This is a genomic window from Parvibaculum sp. MBR-TMA-1.3b-4.2 (genome assembly GCF_053628815.1).
Window position 1 is genome coordinate 2,086,916 of the sequence record NZ_JBRJHC010000001.1, and the last position, 26,567, is coordinate 2,113,482.

The following is a 26,567-nucleotide window of genomic DNA, read 5'->3' on the forward strand; positions in this document are numbered from 1 at the left end:
CATGGACATCGATTCAAGACTGACAGGCCTTCCCGACATACCGGACCTCCCGCCGGGCGAGGCCCGGCTGCTGGCCGAGGGCTTGTGGAGCAGCGTCTACCGGCTCGGCGACGGGAGCCTTCTGAAACTTGTGCGCCGGACGGGCGGGGGTCTCGGATCGGGGGAAGCGATCTTCCGCCGCGAGGCGATCGCCTATGAAGCGCTTTCCGACCTGCAGGGAACGCATTTCTCATTGCCCCGCCTTCTTGGCCATTGCGATCTGGAAAGCGGCGGCAGTCTCCATGCCGGATGGCTTCACATAAGCGCGCATGAAGGCGCGCCGCTTGCCGCAGAGCGGCTCGTCTTTGCTCCCGTCCAGACGCGCGATGCAATCGGCGAGCGGATCGGGGCCGCCATCGCGGAGTTTCACGAGATGACGACCCGGCTGGCGAAGGAAGCCGGCCTCAAGCTCGGCGATACGGTCGCCCGTTCCATCGGCCTGGCCGCGCACCGGATGGGCCAGCCCGACGAGCGCCTCATGGCGGAACGGCTGGCCGAGGCATGGGCGGCAGAGCTTGAGACGGGTCCGCTTGTTTTCGCGCATGGTGACCTGAACCTGTCGAACATCCTTGGCGAGACGGGCACGCACAAGACATTCGGAACAGGGCGAGCGCGGCCGGGGGCGCTTGGCCTTGTCGACCTGGCGGAAAGCGGCTGGTCGCTGCCCGAAACGGATTTCCGGCATCTGGAAAACTTCGGACCGATGGGCGAGGCGGTGCTGCGTGGGTATGAAGCCCGGGCAGACCGGGACGTGTCGATGAAGCGCATCCGCATGGCGATGGCCGCCAATGCGCTTTGCACACTTGCCATCGAGGGACATTCCGGCCATCCGCGAGAGGGCATGCGCCGGCGCGCCGCGCTGGTTCATGCGATGGAAGCGGCCGGGATCGCATAAGATATCGCCATGGCGAAAGACGAAGACATTCCGGAAAACGAAGACGATCCCTTCATGCTGTTCGACGGGCGGCAATCGCCGACCGCGGCAGCGGTGCAGCGCGGGTGCAGCCGCCTCATTGCGCAGATGGGGTTCGTCGCGGCGACGGAAATCCCGCTCGCGACGGGACGGCGCGTCGACATCATGGCGCTCGGCCCAAAGAACGAGATTCATGTCTTCGAGATCAAGTCGAGCCTTGCCGACTTCCGGGCGGATTCGAAATGGGAAGACTATCTGGAATTCTGCGACCGCTTCTATTTCGCCGTCCCGCCGGAGTTTCCACAAGAGGTGCTACCGGAGGAAGTGGGCCTCGTCGTCGCCGACCGCTACGGCGCGGAGATATTGCGGGAGTCACCGCATGATCCGCTACCCGCAGCACGACGCAGGAAGCTGACCCTGCACTTCGCGCGCATCACTGCGCGGCGGGTGCACCGCTTTCTCGATCCGGAAGAATTGTAAAATCCAGCCCGTGAATTTACTTCGGCGCGCGCTTGGCGAGAATGCGCTGCAGCGTGCGGCGATGCATGTTGAGGCGGCGCGCCGTCTCCGAGACGTTTCGGTCGCAAAGCTCATACACACGCTGGATATGTTCCCAACGCACACGGTCGGCCGACATGGGATTTTCGGGCGGATCGGCATGATCGGCCCCTTTGGCGAGAAGGGCGGCTTCGATCATGTCGGCATCGGCCGGCTTGGACAGATAGTCCGCCGCGCCGAGCTTCACCGCGGTGACGGCGGTGGCGATATTCCCGTAGCCCGTCAGCACCACGATACGAGCTTCGGGACGGGCCTCTTCCAGCGCTTCCACGACATCGAGGCCATTGCCGTCTTCCAGGCGCATATCCACCACGGCATATCCGGGCTTCATCGTCCGGGCGAGGCCTTTGCCTTCTTTCACCGTATTAGCCGTACTGACCTGAAAACCGCGGGTTTCCATGGCACGGGCCAGACGGTTCAGAAACGGTACGTCGTCGTCGACAAGCAGAAGCGTCTTGTCTTCGGGCAGAAACGGCATCTCGCCGGGTGCATTGTCTTCAGTCTCTGGCACGTCTTCGGATCTCCAATTCAGATGGTCTGACTGTAGGCTTTCAGCTTCGCCAAGCCAAGTTGGGGCTTTCCCTTACTCACCGCCTGCTGCGCGCTCGGGAAAGGCGGGGTCCGCCTCGATGAGGTGGCGGGGCCAGACCACATGGACGCGCGCGCCTCTTGGGCCGTCCTCTCGATTGCCGATATCGACGGTGGCGCCCGTCCGCTCCAGCAGGGTCTTGCCGATGAAGAAACCGAGCCCCATCCCCTGATGCGAATGCTCCGGATCGGCAGGTGCGCCCTTGCGCCGGGGCCGTGTCGTGACATAGGGCTCGCCCAGCCGCTCCAGCACGTCCGGACCGAAACCGGGGCCGTCATCCACAATTTCCACCGCGATTTCTTCCCGCGAGTAGCGCGCGGTCACGGCAACCTCGTTCTCGGCGAAATCGGCTGCGTTCTCGACGAAATTGCCCAATCCGTACAGGACCTCCGGCCGTCGCCAGAGGTCGGGCTCCTCGCCATCGGCCTCGTCGCTTTCCACATCGAGCCGGAAGCCCACATCCATGTCGCTATGCGGCCGCACGACTTCCTCCAGCAGGGCATGAAGCGGCAGGCGCGAATAGATCATGTCGTCCGCACTGGGCTGGCGTGAAAGGCGCGACAGGATTTCCCGGCAGCGTTCGGCCTGGCTGGCTATGAGGCGAAGGTCTTCCTTCATTTCCGTGTCGCTCTGCCCGCCACGCTCCAGCTCGTGCGAGACGAGCGAGATGGTCCCGAGCGGCGTGCCGAGTTCATGCGCCGCCGCCGCGGCAAGTCCATCCAGCGCGGAAAGGCGCTGCGCGCGGGACAGCACCGCCTGCGTTGCCGCCAGCGCGGCGGACATATGCCGGGATTCCTGCGCGACCCGCCAGGCATAGGCCGCCATGAAGGCCAGCCCGATGGTGAGCGATGTCCATATGCCGATGATGTAGAGGCGGGGAAGCTCGAGTGTTTCGCCGTTTACCCAGGGCAGCGGCATATGCACCGTGGCCAGTGCCGTCACATAGACAAGCGCCAGCAGGAGGAGCGCTATCGTGGACCGTAGTGACAGCGTGGTCGCCGAAATGGTGACCGGTGCCATGAAAAGAAGCACGAAGGGGTTCTGCAATCCGCCGGTAAGGAAAAGCAGCACGGCAAGCTGCATCAGATCGATGGCGAAATAGACCGCCGCCTGCCAGTCCGGCAGACGCATCACGCTACGATAGCGCAGGGTGAGGAAGACGTTCAGCCATGCCGAAGCGGCGATCACCGCCAGACAAAGGCCGAGCGGCAGCGGGAAACCCAGCACCAGATTGACGGTCAGCACGGCGACAAGCTGCCCGGCAACCGCCATCCAGCGCAACACAACCAGCGTTTGCAGGCGGATCCGCGCGCTGTCGCCGGCATCGGGCAAGCCGCCGGAAAGAAAGGTCCGGCGAAGCCAGTTCATGCTGCTGCGGTCCGCCATAAAGTCCTCCATAGGGGCCCGGACAAGCTGTCATCCGGGCCTTCAAATCGTTCCGTTGACGATCTTTCTGCCGCAGGGAAGGCGGCAGGTCCAGAGGGTCGCTTGTCCAGGACGGGAGGATCAGCGGTTGGAGGGCCAGTCGCCGGCCAGAAGGCGTGTTTCCCCGATGCGCATGATCCAGAGATCGTCGCGCTCATAGCCGCCATTGGTGCCGGCCAGCATGAAGCGGGCCGGGGGCTCGAAGGGGGGCTCGATGGTGAGAAGCACCGTACCCCAATGCATGCCGACAAGGCGGGAGGCTTTCAGTTCCCGACCCATGCGTACGGCTTCTTCCGGCGTGGCGTGGGAGGCATGCATCATTTCCCGCGGGGCATAGGCGCCGATCCCGAGCAGCGCCGTGTCGAAGGGCCCGTATTTTTCGCCCAGCTCCTCGAAAATCGGGCCATAGGCGCTGTCGCCGCCGAAAAACAGGTGATGGCCTGCTGTCTTGAAAGCAAATCCCGCCCAGAGCGTGCGGTTGGTATCCCAGCCGCTGCGGCGCGACCAATGCACCACGGGCAGCGCGGTCACGGCCAGACCATCGAGTTCGTGACACTCATGCCAGTCCAGCTCCACGACATTGGCGAAACCGCGCTCGCGGAAGAAATCGCCGAGACGCAGCGGCACCAGCACGGTCATTCGGTCCTTGCCCGGCAGTTGGGCCAGTGCGCGTTCGTCCAGGTGGTCGTAGTGGTTGTGGCTGATGACCAGAAGATCGATGGGTGGCAGGGCGGAGACGGGAACACCCGCCTTCACGAACCGTCTTGGCCCCACGCCTTTCGGACCCGCATAGGTGGTGAGGTAGGGGTCGGTCAGAATAGTGTAGCCGCCCATGCGGATGAGGAAGCAGGCATGGCCGACCCAGGTCAGGAAGTCATGATCGCTCTCCGCATGCTCGGCCAGCGCGCGGACTGCTTCACCCCGCGGCACGACATGCCCTTCCGGTACGTCGACCTTCTTCGTGCCGAGCTTCATCATTTCGAGGAAATAGGGCCCGACATGCTTGAGCCGCTGCTTTCCGCCCCGATTCTCGCATCCCGGGGGATTGCGGAACGTGCCGTCCGGCAGGTGGTGCCAGGGCCGCTCAGGCGGGGAGCCTGCCGTTCCGGCACGCTCTTCCTCCTGCGCGCGCGCGGCGCGGCGGCGAGCAAAACCGGTGGGGCGGAAGGTTTTTCTGGTGGAACTCATAACAGTTCTAAAATAGGGAGCCCAAAGCTCTATTTCACCCCTAGCGCCGCCCCTTCCCATTCGGCACCGAGGTAGCGATCAGGATTCTGCCTCTTCCAGCAGGGCGACAATGTCGGAAAAATGGTTCTCGCGGGCGAGATCCAGCGCCGTGCGCCCGGTGACATCGGATTCTTCGAGGTAGGCACCATGCTGGATCAGCGCCACCACGACATCGGTATGATGGGCCCGCGTCGCAATCAGCAAAGGCGCATCGCGGTCCGGGCCGTAGCGGTCGGGATCGGCGCCCTTCTGCAGCAACATCTGCGCGATATCGGCCCGTCCGCTCCGCGCCACGGTGGACAGAGCCGTGTCCCCGTCAGGCGCGCGGCGATCGGGATCGGCCCCGGCATCCAGCAGCATCCGGATCGCCTTGGCCTGGCCGTATTGCGCGGCGACCACAATGGCGGGAATACGGTCGCGGCCGCTCTCATTGGGCGACGCGCCGATATTCAATTGACGCTGAAGCTCCTCCAGGTCGCCGCCTCGGGCGGCTTCGATCATATCGTTATCCTTGATGATCGCACTGGGGGCGCCGGGCGGAGCTGCATGGGCGGCAGGCGCTGCAGGAAGCAGAACGGCGACCGCCAGCCCAGCGCAGAGCGCGACGGAGGGTACGGCGGGGAGCGCGCGAAAAACGCGCATTGCGGCGGAAACGGAAATACGCTTGATGTTCGTCATGACTGTCAGCTGCTGCATCGGTGAGCGACCCGTCCCGGGCGCGGATTTAATCGCTGCCCAGAGACTGGTATGCGAAACTATTTTCGCATTATACCCAATTCACGCCGCTTGTCCGCAAGCGCGAGGGCACCGGTATCCGGCAGGGCCAGACTTCAAGCCGGTTTTCACAGGAGGATCGAGATGAGCCGTATGGGATGGATTTTGACGCTGGGCGCCCTCATCGTCATCGCAGGCATCGGCTACTGGCTCACGGGTCACCTCTCGGGCGGACAAGTATCCACCGGCGGCAACGGCCAGCCCGTGGTCTCCACCGGCACCCCGCAGATCGGCGGGCCTTTCACCCTCGTGAACCAGGACGGGCAAACCGTCACCCAGGAGAGCTTCGGCGGGAAATACCTGCTGATCTATTTCGGCTTCACCTATTGCCCCGATGTCTGCCCCACCGATCTTGCCAAGATGGCCGCTGCGATGGATGCGCTGGGCGATGACGCCAAGAAGGTGCAGCCGATATTCATCACCATCGACCCGGAACGCGACACGCCGGAGCAGATAAAACTCTACATCCAGCAATTCGATCCCCGGCTCGTCGGGCTGACCGGTACGCCCGAACAGATTGCAGCCGCCGCAAAGGCCTATCGCGCGCAATATGACAAGGTGAAGGACCCCAGTGCGGAAGGCGGCTATACGATGGAACACACGCCCTATATCTACTTCATGAGCCCAGACAACAAATTCCTCACCTTCTTCGTCGGCACCCGCGCCACGCCGGAAGAGATGGCCAAGGCAATGAAAGCGAAGATGGACTGAAGCGGGGCCCCGCCAAACAGGTCAGCCCTGCTACCCTATTTGCAGGATCATCCGCCAACGCATGATTTGATTCATCGTCTTGACCGGATGCTGCGCGCTGCCTATGTTCGCCTCATGAACGCACCGCGCCACATCGCTGTTCTCGGCCAGGATCTTCCGCTTCTGCGGACGGGCCTTCTTGCGCGTGCGCTGCTCTGCGCTTGAGCGCAGAAAACATCCCCCTCCGACATATCCAGTCCATCCGTTCGTTTATCGCCGCCAGCGCGGCGCAATCCTCTTGCAAGCTTTTCATTGCATGATGGATGCGCGGCGAAATGGCCGCTGAATCTCGAGAAGAACCATGTTGCAAGACCCCAGTCGAAAATACAGGCCGTTCAAGCCGGTCGAATTGTCCGATCGCCAATGGCCCAGCAAGACGATCACCACGCCGCCCATCTGGATGAGCACGGACCTCCGGGACGGCAATCAGGCGCTTTTCGAGCCGATGAATGCCGAGCGCAAACGCGCCATGTTCGACCTGCTGGTAAAGATCGGCTTCAAGGAGATCGAGGCGGGATTCCCGTCGGCCAGCGATACGGATTTCAACTTCATCCGTGAGCTGATCGAGCAGGGAAAGGTCCCGGACGATGTGCGCGTGGAGGTGCTGACGCAGGCGCGTCCCGAGCTCATCGCCCGCACCATGGAATCCCTGCGCGGCGCAAAGAATGCCATCGTGCATGTCTATAATGCGACCGCGCCGAATTTCCGCGATGTGGTGTTCAACCAGGGCAAGCAGGGCGTGAAAGCCATTGCGACGGAGGCGGCGTATCAGATCAAGGAACTTGCCGCCGGCCAACCCGAGACGAACTGGACGTTCCAGTACAGCCCGGAAGTCTTTTCGGGCACCGAACTCGACTTCGCCAAAGAGGTCGTCGATGCGGTGACGGAAATCTGGAACGCATCATCCGACAACAAGGTGATCGTGAACCTGCCGGCGACGGTGGAGATGGCCTCGCCCAATGTCTACGCCGACCAGATCGAATGGATGCACAGGAACCTGGAGCGGCGCGACGGCATCGTCCTCTCGGTCCATCCGCATAACGATCGCGGCACGGCGGTGGCCGCTGCCGAACTCGCCGTGATGGCGGGTGCGGACCGCGTGGAAGGCTGCCTCTTCGGCAATGGCGAGCGCACGGGCAATGTCGACCTCGTCACGCTGGCTCTCAATCTCTACAGCCAGGGCGTGCATCCCGGTCTCGACTTTTCGCAGATCAACGAGATCGCCCGCACGGCGGAATATTGCACGCAATTGCCGATCCATCCGCGCCACCCTTATGTGGGCGATTTGGTGTTCACCGCCTTTTCCGGATCCCATCAGGACGCGATCAAAAAGGGCCTCGGCGCGCGCAAGAAAGAGGAGCAGGTCTGGGATGTGCCCTATCTGCCGATCGATCCGCGCGATGTGGGCCGCACCTATGACTCGATCATTCGGGTGAACAGCCAGTCCGGCAAGGGCGGCATTTCATATCTGCTGGAGACCGAATACGGGCTTTCCATGCCGCGGCGGCTGCAGGTGGAATTCAGTTCCGCCGTGCAGAAATATACTGACCTCACCGGCCAGGAAGTCCGCGCCGCCGACATCTGGCGCATCTTCGAGGAAGAATATCTGAATGCGAAAGAGCCGTTCGAATATGTCGGCCATACGCTCTTCGACGAGGGCGGCAAACAAGGCGTGAAGATGCGCGTGAAGCGGCATGGCAAGGAAGAGGAACTGACCGGGCTCGGAAACGGTCCGATCGACGCCGCCCTGAATGCCCTCTCGGTGAACCTGCAGGTGCGCCAGTATGACGAGCATTCGCTCGGATCCGGCTCGGACGCGCAGGCCGCCGCCTTTATCGAGGTCGGCGACCCGGATCACCCGGGCGATCTGTTCGGCGTGGGGCTCGACCCCAACATCATCACCGCCTCGCTGAAGGCGCTGGTGAGCGCGGCCAACCGGGCCGCCGCCCGTTAACCATAGAGCCGGGCGGGAGCCCTTCCCGCCCGTGCCCGGTTTCGGGAATATTCCGGCACTTTGCCCCCAAAAGGCCTGCAAAATTGGTCTCTGGGCTCATGCCGTGGAAAAATTGCGCTTGGACATAGCGCCACAGACGCCTATTTTAGGGATATATTGCACTGCAGCATGAAGAACAGGGCCCGCCGAGGGCCGAAATGGCGGAAACGTCGGAGAGGTGAAAACTTGCTGTACCACATCTACGAATTGAACCACGCCACCATCGCGCCCTACCGGGCCGCGGCCGAAATGGGGCTCTGGGCGCTGAGGCATCCGCTGAACCCCTTCGCCGAAACGCAGATGAACAAGACGATGGCCGCCGCTATCGACGTCTTCGAAAGTACGACGCGGCGCTACGGCAAACCGCCTTTCGGGCTGCATGAAACCGTTATCGACGGCAAGAACGTGCCGGTACGAGAGCACGTGGTCTGGGAAAAGCCGTTCTGCAAGCTCGTTCATTTCGAGCGTGATCGAAAGGCGATGAAGAACACGATCCAGCCCAAGATGCTGATCGTCGCGCCGCTGTCGGGTCACTATGCGACGCTCCTGCGCGGAACCATCGAGACCATGCTGCCCCACTACGAGGTCTATGTGACCGACTGGGTGGATGCGCGCATGGTGCCCTTGTCCAAGGGCCGGTTCGACCTCGACGACTATATCGACTACCTGATCGACATCTTTCATGTGCTCGGCCCGGACGTTCATGCGCTGGCCGTTTGTCAGCCGGCGGTGCCGGTCTTCGCGGCAGTGGCTGTGATGCATGACGACGACGATCCGCATGTGCCCCTGTCCATGACGTTGATGGGCGGTCCCATCGACACGCGTGAAAGCCCGACGGAGGTGAACCGCCTTGCGACGGAGCGCGGCACAGAATGGTATGAGCGCAATGTCGTGATGTCGGTGCCTTTTCCGCACCCCGGCGCCATGCGCCTCGTCTATCCCGGCTTCGTGCAGCTCTCCGGCTTCATGGCCATGAATCTCGACCGCCATGTCAGCGCCCATTGGGATTTCTTCGAGCATATGGTCGATGGCGACGGCGAGAGCGCGGAAAAGCATCGCGAGTTCTACGACGAATATCTCTCGGTCATGGACATGACCGCGGAGTTCTATCTTCAGACCGTCGATGCCGTCTTCGTTCAGCATGCGCTGCCCAAGGGCGAGTTCATGCATCGCGGGCGCAAGGTCCGCCCCGAAGCCATCACCAAGACGGCGCTGATGACGGTGGAAGGCGAGAAGGACGATATTTCCGGTGTCGGCCAGACCAAGGCTGCGCACAAGCTGACCAAGAAACTTCCCGACGCCATGAAAGCGCATTGGGAACAACCCGGTGTCGGCCATTACGGCGTTTTCAACGGATCGCGCTGGCGCAATGAGATCGCGCCTCGTGTGCGCGCCTTCACCAGCCTCCACGCCGAACGGAAATAAGCGGCGCGCTTATGCGCGCCGAGCGATCATACGGTTGCGAAAATCTGCGCCTCGTCGCGGAATGCCTTGAATTCCAGTGCATTCCCGGCGGGGTCGTGGAAGAACATGGTGGCTTGCTCACCGGGCTTTCCTTCAAAGCGGATATGCGGCTCGATCACGAAGCCGATACCGGCCCGTTTCAACCGCTCCGCCAGAGCATGCCACTCCTCCCAAGACAGGATGAGACCGAAATGCGGCACGGGCACGTCGTCGCCATCGACGGCGTTGCAATGCGCGGCTTCGCGTCGTTCCGCCACGCTGCGCGGTGCGAGATGCGCCACGATCTGATGACCATGCAAATCGAAGTCGATCCATTGCGTATCGGAGCGCCCTTCCGGACATCCGAGAACGCCTCCGTAAAATGCACGTGCCGCGGCAAGATCATCGACTGGGAAAGCAAGATGAAAACGTGGCATTCTATTCATGATTCGCTCTGCTTGATTCGTGGCGCCGGACGCGTATAACGCCGCTTCCGCATCCTCATCAAATCGCAGAGTAAACCAGCGACACGCCGGGACGTAGTATCAGGTGAAATCGGCTCCGCTTCATATCGACTACATGCAGATCAACGGGCGCAATGTGCCTGTAGCGATCAGGCATAATCCGCGCGCGCGGCGCATCATCGTGCGGGTGGATCTTGCCGCCGGTTCCGTGCAGGTGACCGCACCGTCGAAAAGAAGTCTCGCGCAGGCGCTTTCTTTCGCGCGCGAACAGCGCGACTGGATTGCCGAACGTCTCGGTCAGGTTCCGCCTCCCGTCCCGTTCGTCGACGGGGCGGTCGTTCCCTTCAAGGGTGAGGATCATCTGATCCGCCATGTGTCCGATCCGGTCATGCGGCGGCGTTACGGACCGGTCTGGCGCGTCGATGCGGAAGAGACGGGCGGCCTGCCCGAAATCCGCGCAACGGGTGCCACGTCCTTCCTGCAGCGACGCGTGGGCGACTGGTTGAAGGCGCAGGCGCGCGCGGAACTGAACGAACGCGCGCTTTATCATGCGGAACAGTTCGACGTGCGGCCGTCGCGCATTACGGTGCGCGACACCACCACGCGCTGGGGCTCATGCGCACCCAGCCGGGCGCTTTCCTTTTCCTGGCGGCTCATCATGGCCCCGCCGCATGTCCTCGATTATGTCGCCGCGCATGAAGTGGCACATATACGGCATATGAATCACGGTGCGCGTTTCTGGGCGCTCGTCCGCCAGGCGATCCCCAATTACGAAACCTCCAAGCGCTGGCTTGAAACGAGCGGACCGGGCCTTCATCGCTATGGCGCCGAACCGCTCGGCGTGTTCGCCGGCGAATTCGGCGACGGCAACTGAGCCGATGCGTCTAAAGCCGGGCGCGCACAGCTTCACCGCCTATCTCGCCGCATTGATCGCCGTCGGCCCGCTTTCCACCGACATGTACCTTCCCTCGCTCCCCTCCATCGAGCGGGATTTCGGGGCGACGACCGGCGAAACGCAACTCACGCTTTCCGCCTTTCTGATCGGCATGGCCTGTTCGCAACTCGTCTATGGACCGCTTGCCGACCGGTTCGGGCGAAAACCCGTTCTGCTGGGCGGCTTTGCCCTCTATATCGTGGCGAGCCTCGGCGCCGCGTTCGCCGCCGACATCGATCAACTCATCGCGCTCCGGCTGGCTCAGGCGATGGGGGGCGGGGCATCGGTGGTGCTGGCGCGCGCGGTGGTGCGCGACCTCTATTCGAACGAAGATGCCGCGCAGATGCTGGCACGAATGAGCGCGGCGATGGGCGCGGCGCTCGCCCTTGCGCCCATGCTGGGGGGCGTCGTGCAGGCGGCGCTTGGCTGGCACTCCATCTTCATCTTTCTGGGCGCGGCGGGCGCTGTCCTTGCTCTCATCACGCTTGTCGGGCTTGCCGAAACGCTGCCGCCCGCTTTCCGGCAGAGCGTTGCACCCGTCGCGATCCTTGGCCATTACCGGCGTTTGCTCTCCAACCCGGTCTATCTGCGCTATCTCATCATCGCCTGTCTCGGCATGGCCGGCATGTTTTCCTACATTTCCGGCGCGTCCTTCGTGCTGCAGAAAGTCTATGGCTTTTCGCCTATCGGGTTCGGCGCGTCTTTCGCGCTGATCGTCGGCGGATATATCGGGGGCACGCTGCTGGCCGGGAAGCTGTCGAAAGAGGTCGGGCTCGAGCGAACGCTGAAACTTGGGGCGGCGGCCGCCGGTACAGGCGGCGCACTTGCCATCGCTGCGCTCGCAATCGACGGGACGGGGTATCTGCTTGTCGGCGCCATGATGGTTTACGGCGTATCGGTCGGGCTGACGATGCCGCAAGCCATTGCCGGCGCGCTGACGCCCTTTCCGGAGATCGCCGGCACGGCCTCGGCCTTGTTCGGCTTCCTGCAATCGACCGCGAGCGCGATTGCAGGCGTTATCGTCGGGCACACGCTTGGCGAAACGGGATGGCCCATGGCGGCCATGATCGCGCTGATGGGTCTGGGCGCGGCGTCGATCGCATGGATACCGCGACGCGGCCGGGCCTGATCCCTTATCGCCAGCTACCCGGATGGCCCGATTTCAGTCGGCTTTCGCGTTGCACGCCGCCATTGGCCGATTGGGAAAACCAGGGCTCTTCCTTCTCGTCGCTGCTGCCGAACAACCGTTCGAAGAAGCCGGGTTCTTCCCATTTGTGCGGCTTGTCTTCCGGCTGTGCCGGCGCAGACTCAGCAGCGGGCGGAGCCCATGTGCCGGGGAGCGGTCCCGCCTTCGAGATATTTTGTGTACGGACCATGAAGTCGTGCCAGATCTTCGCCGGGATGGTCCCGCCCGTGACATGCTTCATGGGAGAGCCATTGTCGTTGCCGACCCAGACGCCGACTACCAGATTGCTCGTATAGCCGACGAACCATGCGTCCCGGCTGTCCTGGCTGGTGCCGGTCTTGCCGCCTGCCGGAACACCGTCGATCGCCGCGTTTCGATGGCCCGTGCCATAGATCATGACGGCCTGCATCATGTTGTTCATCGAGCCGAGCGTTCTGTCATCCATGACGCGGCCCATGCCGGAGCCCTGGCGGCGGTAAAGCCGATCACCAGTATCGGTATCGACTTCCTCGATGCCGTGCGGAATGACACCGAAGCCGCCATTGGCGAAGCTGGCATAGGCGGAGGTGAGTTCCAGCAGATTGACGCTGCCCGAGCCCAGCGCAAGCGAGAGATTGGACGGCAAATCGCTCTGGATACCGAGACGGCGCGCCGTTGCGATCACATTACGAATGCCGCATTGCTGAGCGACCTGCACCGCAATGGTGTTGACGGATTTCGCGAGCGCCGTGCGCAGTGTCATGCGTCCGTCGAAACGGTTTTCATAGTTGGAGGGCGACCAGCCGCCATACGTCACCGGTTTGTCGGTAAACTCGCTGTCGGGCACGAAACCCTGCTGCATGGCGGTCAGATAGACAAAGGGTTTGAAGGCTGAACCGGGCTGGCGCTCGGCCTGCACGGCACGGTTGAACTGGCTCAACGCATAATTTCGCCCGCCCACCATGGCGCGGACGGCACCTTGCGGCGTCATGGCGACAAGCGCCACCTGAGACACGCTCGCGCCCGGCGCATCCGTTGCGAAGACCTTGGCGATAGCGGCATCCGCCGCGCGCTGCATGGCGGGATCGATGGTGGTGTGCACCGTCGCGTCGGTCTCGGGACGACCTGTATAGTCCGACAGGCTCTGCGCCGCCCAGTCGACGAAATAGTTGATGGAACTCGCCGTGGTGTATCCCTGCAATCTGGCAGGGTTGGTTTCGGCAAGCCGCGCTTCTTCCTGCGTGATGTAGCCCGCGCCCACCATGTTATGCAGGACAATTGCGGCGCGTTCGCGCGCAAGGCCGATATCGTTGGTCGGCGAATAGCGCGAGGGCGCTTTCAGCAGGCCCGCCAGCATGGCCGCTTCCGGCAGATTGAGTGCGCGCACCGGCTTCTGGAAATAGCGTTCGGACGCCGCGCCCACGCCATAGGCCCCGCCGCCGAGGTAAACTCGGTTGAGATACATCGTCAGTATCTCTTCCTTGGTGAAACGCATTTCCAGCCAGACGGAGAGGATCATTTCCTGCAACTTGCGGCTGATGGTGCGGTCGGGCGTGAGGAAGATGTTCTTGGCGAGCTGCTGGGTGATGGTCGAGCCGCCCTGCACAACATGGCCCGCACGCAGATTGATGACGAGAGCTCTGGCCAGTCCGATGGGGTCGATACCGAAATGCCAGTAGAAGCGCTGGTCCTCCGTGGCAATCACCGCTTCGGGCAGATAGGGCGGCATGTCGCTCAGCGCGATATAGGATCCGCCCAATCCGCCGCGATGGCTCAGCACGTCGCCGTTTTCGGCGACGATCTGCAGCGAGGGCGGACGGTCAACACCGTAAAGGCCCGACGTATCGGGCAGCGTCATCGCGAAATAGAGCAGCGCCCCGCCGAACAGAATGCCGACCCAGATGCCGGCGATGGCCATGTAATAGGCAAGCGCGCCGACGAAGCTCCTTCCGTTTCCGCCGCCTCGTCCACCGCCGCGCCCGCTGCCTCCGCGCCGGCCCGACGCGGAGCTACGTCCGGACGAGGCCGCGCGACCGCGGGCAACGCGGCCTTGCGTGGCGGCATGTGCGGAAGCGGCCTTGGTACGGCTGCGCGCCGGTTTCTTTTTCGCGGGAGAACGGGACGAAGACAATCGGGAAGCGGTCTTTCGGGCCGGCTTTTTACCCGCCGAACTTTTGCGCCCCGATTTCTCGGAGGATTTTTTCGTACCGGCGCTCTTTTTTGCGCCGCTCGCCTTCCGCTTGCGCGGCCTGGCCGCCCGGCCTTCCTCGCGCCAGAAGGCATCCCATGCGGCATCGTCATCGTCATCGAGAGCGGTGTCGTTATCGTTCACGCCGATTCCCATGCGGACAGGCTTCAGGCCGGGCAGCGCGAAGCGCGGGCCGTCATCGTCCCATTGCCCGCGCGGCGGACGCCGTTTGCCTTGCCGGCTCTTCCTGCGTGAAAACATCCGCCCTGCCGCCCGAACGCTTGTGAATCAAGAGGATAACGCGCGTTCTTAAACTAGGGAAGGATGGTTAACGACTTGTTAACGATTGGAGCCCGCGTGGCGCCACCCCAAAGACGGCTCACACATCGAGATTGGCAACCGAAAGCGCGTTTTCGCGGATGAAGTCGCGGCGCGGTTCCACCACATCGCCCATCAGCTTCACGAAGAGATCGTCGGCCTCGTCGAGTTCGCGGATTTTTACCTGCAAAAGCGAGCGCACTTCCTTGTCGAGCGTGGTTTCCCAGAGCTGTTCCGGGTTCATCTCGCCAAGACCCTTATAGCGCGACACCGTATTGCCCTTGGACCCGGCCTCCATAACCGCCTTGATGAGCTGCGAGGGAGACCGAATGTCACGGTCGCCATCCTTCATGCGCAGCGTGGCCGCCTTGCTGTAGACTTCCTGCAGGTGGTCCGTGAAACTTGCAAGTCGGCCCGCCTCACCGCTTGAGATAAGCGGACCGTCGATCATCACTTCCTCGCGCACGCCGCGTACTTCACGCGCAAACTTGAGGCCGCCATCGGGCGTCGGCTCGCCGGTCCAGCCGCGTTCAGTCTCCTCGGACAACATGTCGAGGCGGCGAGCGACATAGGCGGCAGCCTCCTGCGCCTGTTCCGGACTTTGCATCGCTTCCGGATTGAGCGCACCGGCAATCGCCGCCTGCTCCACGACATCGTGGCTGTATTTCGTCGGCAGGCCATCAAGAATGGTGCGTATGGAACGCGCCTTTTCCACGATTTCGCGCAAATCCGGTCCGGCGCGCTGGTCGCCATTGGCAAGCGTCAGCACCATGTCGGTCAGACCCTGCTGGACCAGGAAGTCGACCAGCGCCTTCTCGTTCTTGAGATAGGTTTCCGAGGTGCCGCGCCGGACCTTGTAGAGCGGCGGCTGCGCGATATAGAGGTGACCGCGCTCGATAACCTCGGGCATCTGACGGTAGAAGAAGGTGAGGAGCAGCGTGCGAATATGCGCGCCGTCCACATCGGCGTCCGTCATGATGATGATCTTGTGGTAGCGCAGCTTCTCGATATTGAAGTCGTCGCGCCCGATGCCCGTGCCCAGCGCGGTGATGAGCGTGCCGATTTCATTGGAGGACAGCATCTTGTCGAAGCGGGCCCGCTCCACATTCAGGATCTTGCCGCGCAAGGGAAGCACAGCCTGGTTGGCGCGGTCGCGTGCCTGCTTGGCGGAACCGCCGGCCGAGTCACCCTCGACGATGAAGAGTTCGGCCTTGGACGGATCACGCTCCTGACAATCGGCGAGCTTGCCGGGCAGGCTCGACACATCCAGCGCGCCCTTGCGCCGCGTCAGTTCGCGGGCCTTGCGGGCGGCCTCGCGCGCGGCCGCGGCTTCGGCAACCTTGGAGACGATCTGCTTGGCTTCGTTCGGGTGTTCTTCGAACCAGGTCGACAGCGCTTCATTCAGCGCGCTTTCCACCACGGGACGCACTTCCGAGGAGACGAGCTTGTCTTTCGTCTGGGACGAGAATTTCGGATCGGGCACCTTCACCGAGAGGACGCAGGTCAGCCCTTCACGCGCATCGTCGCCGCTGATCGTGACCTTTTCGCGCTTGGCGATACCGCTTTCGCTCGCATAGGCATTTACCACGCGGGTGAGCGCGCCACGGAAGCCCGCCAGATGCGTGCCGCCGTCGCGCTGCGGAATGTTGTTCGTGAAACACAGAACATTCTCGTGATAGCTGTCGTTCCACCAGAGCGCGGCTTCCACGGTGATGCCTTCGCGCTCGGTCAGCACGGTGATCGGCGCCGGCACGAGCGGCGATTTGGTACGGTCCAGAAATTCCACGAATGCCTTGAGGCCGCCCTCGTAATAGAGGTCGATCTTCTTTTCCTCGACATGGCGGTTGTCGGTCAGCTCGATGCGCACGCCGGAATTGAGGAAGGCGAGTTCGCGCAGGCGATGTTCCAGCGTCGGGAAATCGAACTCGGTCTTCGTGAAGGTTTCCGAAGAGGGATGGAAGGTGATCTCGGTGCCCGTGACCGGTTCGCCATCCGCTCCCTTCGGGGCGTCGCCCGTGACGGCGAGCGGCGCATCGGCCACGCCGTCCTTGAAGGTGATGAGATGTTCCTTGCCGTTGCGCCAGACACGCAGACGCAGCCAGTCGGAAAGCGCGTTCACCACCGACACACCCACGCCATGCAGACCGCCGGACACCTTGTAGGAATTCTGGTCGAACTTACCGCCCGCGTGGAGCTGGGTCATGATGACCTCGGCGGCGGACACGCCTTCGCCCTTGTGCATCTCCACGGGAATGCCGCGGCCATTATCCGAAACCGAGACGGATCCGTCGGCGTTGAGCTTCACCTTCACAGCGTCGCACCAGCCCGCCAGCGCTTCGTCAATCGAGTTGTCCACGACCTCATAGACCATATGATGCAGGCCCGAGCCATCATCCGTGTCGCCGATATACATGCCCGGGCGCTTGCGCACCGCATCGAGCCCCTTCAGGACCTTGATGGCATCGGCGCCATATTCTTCTTCGTTACGTTCGGGCCTTGTCGGTTCGACATCGCTCATGATTTCGTCTTTCTGTCTTTCGGTCCGTTGCGCTTTCAAGCGTGGATACGCCCGCCCGCGACACGCATATGCTGCGCGCGCGATCCAAACGCTTCGAACAGGGACGGGTCGGTGCCCGTCATGAAAGCCTGGAGACCCAGGCCAACAATTTCATCAAAAAGGGCTGCGCGCCGCACCTCGTCGAGATGGGCGGCAACCTCGTCAAGTAACAGCAACGGCTGGTGCCCCCGCGCCGCCAGAAGGCGCGCATTGGCGAGCACCATGCCGATAAGCAGCGCCTTCTGCTCGCCTGTGGAGCAAAGCCGCGCCTCGCGATCCTTGGCCGCGTGACGCACCAGAAGATCGGTGCGATGCGGCCCGTCCAGCGCGCGGCCCGCGCCGGCGTCTCGGCTCCGCATCTCTTTCAGCAGCGCCCGGAAACGGTCTTCGACATCGACCGCCGGATCGCGCGTCACCTGATCTTCCAGCGCCCCCTCCAGCGCGATTTCCGCGCGGGGGAAAGCGTCTTCGCTGGCCGCGTCGAGCGCGCCACGCAGGCGCGCCAGCATCTCGGCGCGGGCCGCGGCAATGGCCACGCCGTGTTCGGCCATCTGTTCTTCCAGGCCGGTCAGCCAGGCATCGTCGAACATCTCGTCGGCCAGCAGCCTGTTCCGTTCGCGCAGCGCGCGCTCATAGGCGTTGGCGCGCGTGCCGTGGGAGGGGTCGAAGCCCATGACCAGCCGGTCGAAAAACTTTCGCCGTTCGCTCGCGCCCTCGACGAAGAGCCTGTCCATGGCAGGCGTCAGCCAGACCATACGGACATATTCGGCCAGCGCGGACGGCCCGGCATTCACCCCGCCGATGCGCACGATGCGCGAGCGGTTGGACTTTTCCGCACCTGCCTCCTGGCCGGTACCGATGCGCAACTCGTCGCCATCGGGCAAACGCAGCGTCGCGGAGACCGCCCAGCCGCCTGCGCCGTCGGCGCGGGCGAGATCGGCATAGGCCGCACCGCGCAATCCCCGTCCGGGCGACAGCAGCGACACGGCTTCCAGCAGGTTCGTCTTGCCCGCTCCGTTTTCGCCGGTGAGCGCGACAGGGCTCGCATCGAGATCGAGTTCGGCGCGCGCATAGGAGCGAAAGTCGGTCACGATCAGACGCGCCAGGCTCAGCCTTTCCGGCGCAGGACGCACCGTCCCGTCAGGCCCGGCCGGGGCCGGGTCCGTCGAAGACATGGCAAGCATCCTGCCTGATCGGTGCAATCACTACTCCCGCAATCTGCCCCTGGACAGCGCCAGGCCCTGCGCGCAAATGGCCTTACACGCGCATGGGCATGAGCACATAGATCGCCATCGCATCCTCGGTGTCCTTCACCAGGGTGGGCGATCCGGAATCGGCGAAGGCGAAGACCGCCTGTTCGCCGTCGAGCTGGCCGGTAATGTCCAGCAGGTAACGCGCATTGAAACCGATCTCGATCGGGGAGGCGCTGTAGGAAACGGAAATCTCTTCCGTGGCGCTGCCGCTGTCGGGATTGGTGACGGAAAGGGTGAGACGGCCCTCTTCCAGATTGAGCTTCACCGCACGCGACTTTTCCGTGGAGATGGTGGAGACGCGGTCTACCGCTTCGGCGAAACTCTTGCCGTCCACTTCCATCATCTTGTCGTTGTCGGCCGGGATCACGCGGCCGTAATCGGGGAAGGTGCCGTCGATAAGCTTGGAGGTCAGCACCACGCCGCCGAACTCGAAGCGGATCTTGGTTTCCGACACGCCGATCGAGACATTGCCGGTATCGCCTTCCAGAAGCTTCTGCAGTTCCAGCACCGTCTTGCGCGGCACGATGACACCCGGCATGCCCGAGGCACCATCCGGCAGGTCGTGGTCGACCTGGGCGAGACGGTGACCATCCGTTGCGACGGCGCGCAGCGAGGGCGTCTTGCCGTCCTCGACCGCATGCAGATAGATGCCGTTCAGGTAATAGCGCGTCTCTTCGGTCGAGATCGCAAAGCGCGTCTTGTCGATCAGACGGCGCATATGCTCGGCAGGCAGCTCGAAACGATGCGGCAGGGAGCCCGCCGTCATGGTCGGGAAATCTTCCTGCGGCAGCGCCTGAAGTGCAAAGCGCGAGCGGCCCGCGGTGAGCTGCAACCGGCCTTCGTCCTGGGTGGCGAGTTCGACCTGCGCGCCTTCGGGCAATTTGCGCACGATGTCGTAAAGCGTATGAGCGGGCGCGGTCGTTGCGCCGGCCTGTGCGACATCGGTGTCGGTCGCCTCCACCACCTCGATATCGAGATCGGTCGCGGTCAGGGAAAGCTGGCCGTCTTCCGCCTTGATGAGGACGTTGGAAAGGATCGGAATGGTGTTGCGCCTCTCCACCACCGACTGCACGTGATTGAGAGATTTGAGGAGTGCGCCGCGTTCAATTGTGATCTTCATTCTGTCTCTTCGGACCCCTCTGTCGGCCCCTTGCCCGGGCCATGGCCTGGCGCGCTAAATGCGGTCGCGCCGGACGTTCCGTTTTCATTCGGCCCGTTGCGGGACGGGTTCGCCGCCCCCAGCCCTGGCCGTTCATCGACTCCAAGGGCCGCTGGCACAGCTGCGCCGCGGCCCCTGCCGAAACTCATGCGAACGGGAAACCGGAGGACCCTGCCGGACAAGGCTGGAAGGCGTGGAAATGCCTCCTACCGCGCCCCGAAACCGGCATTTCCGGCCAAGGCCGGAACTCCGCGGAAATTCGCAACGCAATTATATCAGATGATTGACGGGATGCACGCATTTCAGCGCCTTCGGAGGCTCCGAAGGCGCTTTATAACTGCCTGAAAGCGCTGGCCTTTTCGACGCCTGCGATCAGTTCGGGCTGTGACCGCCCTCCAGCATGCGCCGAAGCAGGTCCACATCCTCCTCAAGACCGGAATCGACCTGCCGGAGTTCCTCCACCTTGCGCACCGCGTGGATGACGGTGGTGTGGTCGCGGCCCCCGAATTTGCGCCCGATTTCAGGCAGGGAGCGGGTAGTGAGCTGCTTGGAGAGATACATGGCGATCTGGCGCGGCCGGGCGACGGCGCGGGCCCTGCGGGCGGAGAGAAGGTCCGACAGGCGGACATTGAAATACTCCGCCACGCGGCGCTGGATCTCCTCGATGGTCACCTTGCGGTCGTTGGAGCGCAACAGGTCGCGCAGCACGTCCTGCGCCATATCCAGCGTGATGGGACGACCCACCAGCGAGGCATAGGCGACCACGCGCTTCAGCGCACCTTCCAGCTCGCGCACATTGGACACGATCCGGTTGGCGAGAAACTCCAGCACGTTTTGCGGGATCTCGATCGGGCCGTTGCGCTGGATCATCTCCTCGGCCTTGGCCTGCAGGATGCCGAGGCGCAGCTCGTAATCGGTCGGGTGGATGTCCGCCGCCAGACCCCAGCCAAGCCGCGAGCGGATGCGCTCCTCGATCCCCTCCAGATCGGAAGGAGAGCGGTCGGCGGAAATGATCACCTGACGGTTGTGGTCGATCAGCGCATTGAAGGTATGGAAGAACTCTTCCTGCGTGGAATCCTTGCCAGAGATGAACTGCACGTCGTCGATCATCAGCACGTCCACCGAACGGAACTGCTGCTTGAAGGCCATGGTGTCCTTGAAACGCAGCGCGCGCACGAACTGGTACATGAATTTTTCGGCGGAGAGATACAGCACCTTGCGCTCGGGCTGCTTGTTGCGGATTTCCCAGGCGATCGCATGCATCAGATGCGTTTTGCCCAGTCCCACGCCGCCATAAAGGAAGAGCGGGTTGAAGCTCACATCGCTCGCCTCGGCCACGCGGCGCGCGGCGGCATGCGCCAGCTCGTTCGACTTGCCGACAACAAAGGCGTCAAAGGTGAAACGCGGGTCGAGCGGCGCACCGACGCCCGCATCCTCAAAGCCCGCCGGCACCTCGAATTGCAGTTTTCCGGGCGAGGCGGTCGGCGCCGCGGGAGCAGCCGGCGCCGGGGATGCCTGCGCGGCAGGCGCTTCTTCGTTGCGCACTGTTTCTGCATGATTGCCGGCTTCGGGTTCGGGCGCGCGCGCCACCGCTTCCGGAACGGCGCTGCCCGCCGTCAGAATTTCGACGCGGCCGAGTGCGACATTTTCCTGCGTCCAGAGCTTCGCCAGACGGTCGGCATGATTGGAAACGATCCAGTCGCGCTGAAAACGGCTCGGCACCGACAGCAGCACCCGACCATTATTCACGCCGACCAGTTCGAGCTGCTTGAACCAGCTATCGAATGTCGCGGATCCGACTTCGGCTTTCAGACGCGCGCGAATGCGATGCCATTGCTGGGCGAGCGCGGTGCTGTCCATATTCACCGCCGCGGCGGGCTCGCTTGCCTCCGTCACGTTGCGGACAACCGGACCGGACTCCATCGTTCCCATATTCGTATCCATTGGCCGCATCCCCTTTTCACCGCCTTCCGCCTTGCCACCGTCCCCACGAGGCCCGCCGGCTTCTTTGAACTGCCGGCTGTTTTCCGCTTCATTCGCCACGATGTCTGCCTCAACCGCCGGAGCCCCCGACCGGGTGCCCCATCTTGTAAAACCGGACCGAAAAGGCCCGACCCCCAAACACTCCGCAGATCCGATGCCGGGCGGCACCGACCCCACTTCCGCGGTGTGCTAGCTCTGCATCCAGGGAAGACCGGCGACCTTCCAGCCGTTCCGCCGTCCCCGGTGGCGATCGTCATCGAGATCGCCCTCAAAACCGCTGTCGACGTTGTAGCAAAGGCCAAAGCCCCGCTCCGTCATCGCGATGGCCGCCGCCTTGCTGCGCGCGCCCGAGCGGCACAGGAAGAAAACCGGCACATCGCCGCCCGCCTCCGAAATGGCTTCGGCGGCATGACTCTCGAATTCGGGGTTGCGTGTCATATCCGGCTGGGAGACCCATTCGATCAGAACCGGCTGTTTGCCGAGATGCGCAAGATCGGTCAGGCCGACAAAGGCCCATTCGGCCCTGGTCCGCACATCGATCAGCAGCGCCCGCGGATTTTCCGTCAATACCCGCCAGGCTTCCGCCGGCGTCACATCGCCGGCATATCCCGCATCTGTATCAGGCAAAATCTCAGGCTGGACCGCCTCTTTCCCGCCGCCCGCTTCCGACATCGAATCCCCTTCAGGCACGTCGCGCCATCACCCCGCTCCAGAACCGACAGGATCCCGGAAACCGGAAAGCCCGCGCCTCACCCTTCTGCGTATTCCTCAACCGCCGGTCCCCGCCGGAGGTTCAAGGAGACGTTCCGGATACAAGCTTCCCGACGGCGCTGTCCTGAAAACCGCGCCCCGCAGGGATCTGCTATCTGCCTGGATACTATAATTTATCTCGTGACCGAGTCCGCGAATACTGAAAACCAGGATTTTTTATTATAAAAACCACTCGAAATTCAGTATTCATGTGGGCCCTCCGAGGTCATTAAACATACCGAGAGGCCCCCGGAGAGGCAAGCCAAAGAATCCGATTCGTCAAAAAACTTTCGTCTGCCGCGACCGCTTCTTGACACCAACATGCAGTGGTTGCGGAGCGCAACAAACACATACCGTTGCGACAAACCCCTGTGGCACAATCATTTCTTGAATCGGGACCATTTCGGTCGTTTTCGCGTTGCCGCATCTGCGACACGAAGAGTGTGACAATACGCACACGAATCCATGACACAAAACGGCCTGCGAAACGATGTCTCGCAGGCCGCGGTCCGGCGTACCGGAAGTGCTTATTCAGTATTTGCGCGCAGACGCTGCCGGGCGTTCAGCCGGCAGGGCGCGACGACCGGTCTCAGCCGAGCGCCTTCACCCGATGCGCGAACCGCGACACCTTGCGGGAGGCCGTGTTCTTGTGGATCACGCCCTTCTGCGCAGCGCGCATGATCTCGGGCTGAGCCGCCTGCAGCGCGCTCTGCGCCGCCTGCCGGTCGCCACTCGCAATCGCTTCTTCAACCTTGCGGATGAAGCCGCGCACACGGCTGCGACGGGCCTTGTTAACGGCCGTACGCGCCTCGATCACGCGGATCGCCTTTTTGGCGGAAGCGGTATTCGCCATGTTTCCAGAACCTTCGGACATGCCGGGGATCAGCCGTTTCCGGCGCGCAACCCGGCGCATTTATACGATCAAGCGGACGCCGCCCGAAAAAGCGGAACCCGTCTCAGGAAGCCGGGGTTATACGCGCCTGCCCGGCCCTCGTCAACCGGGGAAAATGGGGCAAAAAAGCCCATTTTCCGCCGAAAAGTCGCATCGCCCGCTCAGCTGTTGCGGAAATGCGGCTCGCGTTTTTCCACAAAGGCCGCCATGCCTTCAGTCTGGTCGTCGGTGGCGAACATGGAGTGAAAGAGGCGGCGCTCGAAACGCACACCCTCAGAAAGCGTCGTCTCATAGGAGCGATTGACGGATTCCTTGGTCATCATCGCAATGGGGAGCGACATGGAGGCCACCGTATCGGCCACTTTCATCGCCTCGTCCAGCAGCTTGTCGAGCGGCACGACGCGGCTTACGAGCCCTGAGCGTTCCGCCTCCTCGGCATCCATCAGGCGGCCGGTGAGGCACATTTCCATCGCCTTGGACTTTCCCACGAAACGGGTGAGGCGCTGCGTGCCGCCGGCGCCGGGCATCACGCCGAGCTTGATCTCGGGCTGACCGAATTTCGCATTGTCGGCGCAGATGATGAAGTCGCACATCATGGCGAGTTCGCAGCCACCGCCCAGCGCATAGCCCGCCACCGCCGCGATGACCGGCTTGCGGCAGCGCGTGGGGCGTTCCCAGTTGGCGGTGATGAAATCTTCCTTGAAGACATCCATGTAGGATTTGGGCTGCATCTCCTTGATGTCGGCGCCCGCGGCGAAGGCCTTTTCGGATCCGGTGATCACGATGCAATGGATATGCTCGTCGGCCTCATAGGCATCGAGCGCGGCCGTCATCTCGTCCATCAGCTGCCGGTTGAGCGCGTTGAGCGCTTCGGGGCGGTTCAGCGTGACGACGCCGACAGCACCTTTCTTTTCGACCAGAATGGTCTGATAGGCCATGTGAGTTTCTCCTCAGCGTATGGGGTATTGCAAAGATCAATCGGGTTCGATGGAGAACCGGACTTCGGTGTGTGCGGCGCTTTCGGGCACGATCTGGATTTCCAGCCGCTCCCGTTCGCGGCGGAAGACCAAGAGATCGCCGATCAGTTCGAGCTTCTTTTCGCGCACCCAGCCAAGCTGCGGCAGCGTTCCGATGTAGAAGCTGCGTACATCCTTCTCCGACACATCTCCCGTTGCCACGGCGCGCACGATGCGGCCCGTGGGCTTGTCGAAGGCGATGCCGCCATCGCCCGTTTCCGCCAGGCCCGGCATAAGCGGCATATCGTCCACTGCACTCAGAAAGCCGTCGTCATCCGCCCGCGCACTCCCGGGCGCAGCCAGAAGCATCGAGACGAGCAGGGCAGCAAAGATATGTGTGAGGCGGCGGGTCATCCGGCGAAGTGTCATTATCTTGCGTGTCATTTCTGGCAGCGCGGACAGAAAAAAGTGGATCGCCCGGACTGGACGATGCGCTTCACCGTAGCCCCGCAACCCGGATTTGAACAGACTTCACCTTCCCGGTCATAGACCGAAAAACTGTGCTGGAAATAACCGAGTTCGCCATCGGTATGGGCATAGTCGCGAAGCGTGGATCCCCCTGCGGCAATCGCCTCGGTGAGGACATCGCGAATGGTGCGCACCAGCTTCTCGCTACGTTGGGGCCCCGCCACATTCATGGCGAGGCGGCGCGGCGAGATGCCAGCACGGAAGAGCGCCTCGCAGACATATATATTGCCCAGACCCGCCACGACGCGTTGATCGAGCAGCGCGGATTTGATGGGCGTGCGCTTGCCTTTCAGTTTTTCCGACAGGGTTTTTGCGGAAAATTCGTTGCCCAGCGGCTCCGGTCCCAGTGCGGCAAGATGCGGGCTTTCCTCCAATGCGTCTTCCGCGATCAGATCCATGTAGCCGAAACGGCGATGGTCGGAATAGACAATGCGGGTGCCGTCTTCCATATCGAAAACGATGTGGTCATGCGGGCCGAAGCCCGCCCCTTCCGTTCGCTCGGCGGGCGCAGGGTGGTGAAAGACGCCCGGCGAAGCGGCATCCGAACCGGGCGGGAGAATGGTGAAACGTCCCGACATACCCAGATGCATGAGCAGCACTTCGGCGGGATCGTCTTTGCGGGGGTCGAGATGAACGAGAATGTATTTCGCCCGGCGCGTCAGATGCGAGACATGGCGTCCCGTCAGCCGCGCGGCGAACCCCTCGGGCAAGGCAAAGCGCAGATCGGGCCGCCTCTGGGTGAGACGGGCAATGACGCGGCCTTCCATGGCAGGGGCGAGGCCCCGGCGGACGGTTTCGACTTCAGGCAGTTCCGGCATACGCGTTCCGTTAACATGAAGCGCAGGAAAGTAGCGGTTTCCGCCCGGCTCCGCTATGGTCCGCGGCCATAGCCATGGTGCGCGCAACCCATCGCCCGGGCGGGCAAGTGCAGATGCGAGTATGACCGACAGCAAGACCACACATTTCGGATTCAAGACCGTCGCAGAGGACGACAAGGCCGGGCTCGTTCACAATGTGTTCGAGCAGGTGGCGAGCCGCTACGACCTGATGAACGACCTCATGTCGGGCGGGCTTCATCGCGCCTGGAAGCAGGTCATGATCGACATGCTGAACCCGCCGCGCACCGCCCGGCCCTTCCACCTCATCGACGTGGCGGGTGGCACGGGCGACATCGCCTTCCGCTTTCTGGAACGCGGCGGCGAGGGATGCTCGGTCACGGTTTGCGACATCAACGAACACATGCTGATGGTGGGGCAGGACCGCGCAGAGGCGAAGGCGTTTGCCGACAAATGCGAATTCGCCTGCGGCGATGCCGAGAAACTGCCATTTCCCGACAACAGCTTCGATGCCTATACGATCGCTTTCGGCATTCGCAACGTCACCCATATCGACAAGGCGCTGGCCGATGCGCGCCGCGTGCTGAAGCCGGGCGGACGCTTTCTCTGCCTCGAGTTTTCGCAGGTACCGGTGCCGCTGCTCGACAAGGTCTATGACAGCTATTCCTTCGCAGCGATTCCCAGGATCGGCAAATGGGTGACCGGCGACGGCGACCCTTACCAGTATCTCGTCGAAAGCATTCGCCGCTTCCCCGATCAGGAGACCTTCAAGCGCATGATCGAAGAAGCCGGTTTCGCGCGCGCCAGCTACCGGAACCTGACCGGCGGGGTCGCCGCGATCCATTCCGGCTGGCGGCTCTAGAGAAAGGCGCG

At 62.8% G+C, this 26,567-nt stretch carries 23 protein-coding genes; 8 read left to right on the top strand and 15 right to left on the bottom strand.

What is annotated here, in order from left to right; translation table 11 throughout:
- Position 1 precedes the first annotated feature (1 nt).
- Both ACSSVQ_RS10000 and ACSSVQ_RS10005 read left to right on the top strand, forming a co-directional pair.
- Entirely contained in the window at positions 2–934 is a 933-nt protein-coding gene (locus tag ACSSVQ_RS10000) for a phosphotransferase family protein (RefSeq protein ID WP_454182743.1), read from the top strand.
- A 9-nt stretch (positions 935–943) separates the two neighbouring features.
- The gene (locus tag ACSSVQ_RS10005) at positions 944–1,432 is read left to right on the top strand and encodes an MmcB family DNA repair protein (RefSeq protein ID WP_293328407.1); all 489 of its coding nucleotides are present in this window, start codon (positions 944–946) and stop codon (positions 1,430–1,432) included.
- A gap of 16 nt (positions 1,433–1,448) precedes the next feature.
- Here ACSSVQ_RS10005 and ACSSVQ_RS10010 read toward each other — a convergent pair whose 3' ends face one another.
- The 4 genes from ACSSVQ_RS10010 to ACSSVQ_RS10025 form a co-directional block, all read right to left on the bottom strand.
- Complete coding sequence (locus ACSSVQ_RS10010) at positions 1,449–1,988, bottom strand: ActR/PrrA/RegA family redox response regulator transcription factor (protein WP_167094749.1); 540 nt, start codon at positions 1,986–1,988, stop codon at positions 1,449–1,451.
- 105 nt (positions 1,989–2,093) lie between these two features.
- Positions 2,094–3,485: an ActS/PrrB/RegB family redox-sensitive histidine kinase gene (locus ACSSVQ_RS10015; protein WP_454182745.1), complete on the bottom strand. Its 1,392-nt coding sequence runs from the start codon at positions 3,483–3,485 to the stop codon at positions 2,094–2,096.
- Between the two features lie 120 nt (positions 3,486–3,605).
- Positions 3,606–4,712 (bottom strand): MBL fold metallo-hydrolase, encoded by a 1,107-nt coding sequence (locus ACSSVQ_RS10020; protein ID WP_293328599.1) that lies wholly within the window; start codon positions 4,710–4,712, stop codon positions 3,606–3,608.
- Positions 4,713–4,790: 78 nt separating this feature from the next.
- The gene (locus tag ACSSVQ_RS10025) at positions 4,791–5,447 is read right to left on the bottom strand and encodes an ankyrin repeat domain-containing protein (protein WP_454182747.1); all 657 of its coding nucleotides are present in this window, start codon (positions 5,445–5,447) and stop codon (positions 4,791–4,793) included.
- 162 nt (positions 5,448–5,609) lie between these two features.
- Between ACSSVQ_RS10025 and ACSSVQ_RS10030 the strand changes: the two genes are divergently transcribed.
- The 3 genes from ACSSVQ_RS10030 (at position 5,610) to ACSSVQ_RS10040 (ending at position 9,693) form a co-directional block, all read left to right on the top strand.
- Positions 5,610–6,236 (top strand): SCO family protein, encoded by a 627-nt coding sequence (locus tag ACSSVQ_RS10030; protein WP_454182749.1) that lies wholly within the window; start codon positions 5,610–5,612, stop codon positions 6,234–6,236.
- A 340-nt stretch (positions 6,237–6,576) separates the two neighbouring features.
- A complete protein-coding gene (gene leuA / locus ACSSVQ_RS10035; RefSeq protein WP_454182751.1) occupies positions 6,577–8,229 on the top strand; it encodes a 2-isopropylmalate synthase in 1,653 nt (550 codons plus the stop codon).
- A gap of 225 nt (positions 8,230–8,454) precedes the next feature.
- Complete coding sequence (locus ACSSVQ_RS10040; protein ID WP_293328595.1) at positions 8,455–9,693, top strand: polyhydroxyalkanoate depolymerase; 1,239 nt, start codon at positions 8,455–8,457, stop codon at positions 9,691–9,693.
- A gap of 26 nt (positions 9,694–9,719) precedes the next feature.
- Here the strand turns inward: ACSSVQ_RS10040 and ACSSVQ_RS10045 are convergent, their stop codons facing one another.
- Complete coding sequence (locus ACSSVQ_RS10045; RefSeq protein WP_454182753.1) at positions 9,720–10,157, bottom strand: VOC family protein; 438 nt, start codon at positions 10,155–10,157, stop codon at positions 9,720–9,722.
- 103 nt (positions 10,158–10,260) lie between these two features.
- Here ACSSVQ_RS10045 and ACSSVQ_RS10050 point away from each other — a divergent pair, with 103 nt between their 5' ends.
- A complete protein-coding gene (locus ACSSVQ_RS10050) occupies positions 10,261–11,049 on the top strand; it encodes a M48 family metallopeptidase (RefSeq protein WP_293328594.1) in 789 nt (262 codons plus the stop codon).
- 4 nt (positions 11,050–11,053) lie between these two features.
- Positions 11,054–12,238, top strand: coding sequence for a multidrug effflux MFS transporter (locus ACSSVQ_RS10055; protein WP_454182755.1), 1,185 nt, complete (start codon positions 11,054–11,056; stop codon positions 12,236–12,238).
- A gap of 4 nt (positions 12,239–12,242) precedes the next feature.
- On the opposite strand, the gene ACSSVQ_RS10060 is transcribed toward ACSSVQ_RS10055, so the two are convergent.
- The 10 genes from ACSSVQ_RS10060 to mutM all read right to left on the bottom strand — a co-directional run bounded on the left by ACSSVQ_RS10060 (position 12,243) and on the right by mutM (position 25,676).
- Complete coding sequence (locus tag ACSSVQ_RS10060) at positions 12,243–14,723, bottom strand: PBP1A family penicillin-binding protein (protein WP_454182757.1); 2,481 nt, start codon at positions 14,721–14,723, stop codon at positions 12,243–12,245.
- Positions 14,724–14,841: 118 nt separating this feature from the next.
- On the bottom strand, positions 14,842–17,298 hold the full coding sequence (gene gyrB, locus ACSSVQ_RS10065; protein WP_454182759.1) for a DNA topoisomerase (ATP-hydrolyzing) subunit B: 2,457 nt from the start codon (positions 17,296–17,298) through the stop codon (positions 14,842–14,844).
- A 35-nt stretch (positions 17,299–17,333) separates the two neighbouring features.
- Positions 17,334–18,512 (bottom strand): DNA replication/repair protein RecF, encoded by a 1,179-nt coding sequence (gene recF / locus ACSSVQ_RS10070; protein WP_293328590.1) that lies wholly within the window; start codon positions 18,510–18,512, stop codon positions 17,334–17,336.
- A gap of 82 nt (positions 18,513–18,594) precedes the next feature.
- Positions 18,595–19,710, bottom strand: coding sequence for a DNA polymerase III subunit beta (gene dnaN / locus ACSSVQ_RS10075; protein WP_454182761.1), 1,116 nt, complete (start codon positions 19,708–19,710; stop codon positions 18,595–18,597).
- Between the two features lie 411 nt (positions 19,711–20,121).
- Entirely contained in the window at positions 20,122–21,693 is a 1,572-nt protein-coding gene (gene dnaA / locus ACSSVQ_RS10080) for a chromosomal replication initiator protein DnaA (RefSeq protein WP_454182763.1), read from the bottom strand.
- 228 nt (positions 21,694–21,921) lie between these two features.
- A complete protein-coding gene (locus ACSSVQ_RS10085; RefSeq protein WP_454182764.1) occupies positions 21,922–22,404 on the bottom strand; it encodes a rhodanese-like domain-containing protein in 483 nt (160 codons plus the stop codon).
- Positions 22,405–23,071: 667 nt separating this feature from the next.
- Positions 23,072–23,335, bottom strand: coding sequence for a 30S ribosomal protein S20 (gene rpsT, locus ACSSVQ_RS10090; RefSeq protein WP_293328586.1), 264 nt, complete (start codon positions 23,333–23,335; stop codon positions 23,072–23,074).
- A gap of 200 nt (positions 23,336–23,535) precedes the next feature.
- Positions 23,536–24,312 carry an enoyl-CoA hydratase gene (locus ACSSVQ_RS10095; RefSeq protein WP_293328585.1) on the bottom strand — a complete coding sequence of 259 codons (777 nt, stop codon included), beginning with the start codon at positions 24,310–24,312 and terminating at the stop codon, positions 23,536–23,538.
- Between the two features lie 36 nt (positions 24,313–24,348).
- Positions 24,349–24,759: a hypothetical protein gene (locus ACSSVQ_RS10100; protein WP_454182766.1), complete on the bottom strand. Its 411-nt coding sequence runs from the start codon at positions 24,757–24,759 to the stop codon at positions 24,349–24,351.
- An 11-nt stretch (positions 24,760–24,770) separates the two neighbouring features.
- Entirely contained in the window at positions 24,771–25,676 is a 906-nt protein-coding gene (gene mutM, locus ACSSVQ_RS10105; protein ID WP_454182768.1) for a bifunctional DNA-formamidopyrimidine glycosylase/DNA-(apurinic or apyrimidinic site) lyase, read from the bottom strand.
- Between the two features lie 55 nt (positions 25,677–25,731).
- Between mutM and ubiE the strand changes: the two genes are divergently transcribed.
- Positions 25,732–26,556 (top strand): bifunctional demethylmenaquinone methyltransferase/2-methoxy-6-polyprenyl-1,4-benzoquinol methylase UbiE, encoded by an 825-nt coding sequence (gene ubiE, locus ACSSVQ_RS10110; protein ID WP_454182770.1) that lies wholly within the window; start codon positions 25,732–25,734, stop codon positions 26,554–26,556.
- The last annotated feature ends 11 nt before the right edge of the window (positions 26,557–26,567 follow it).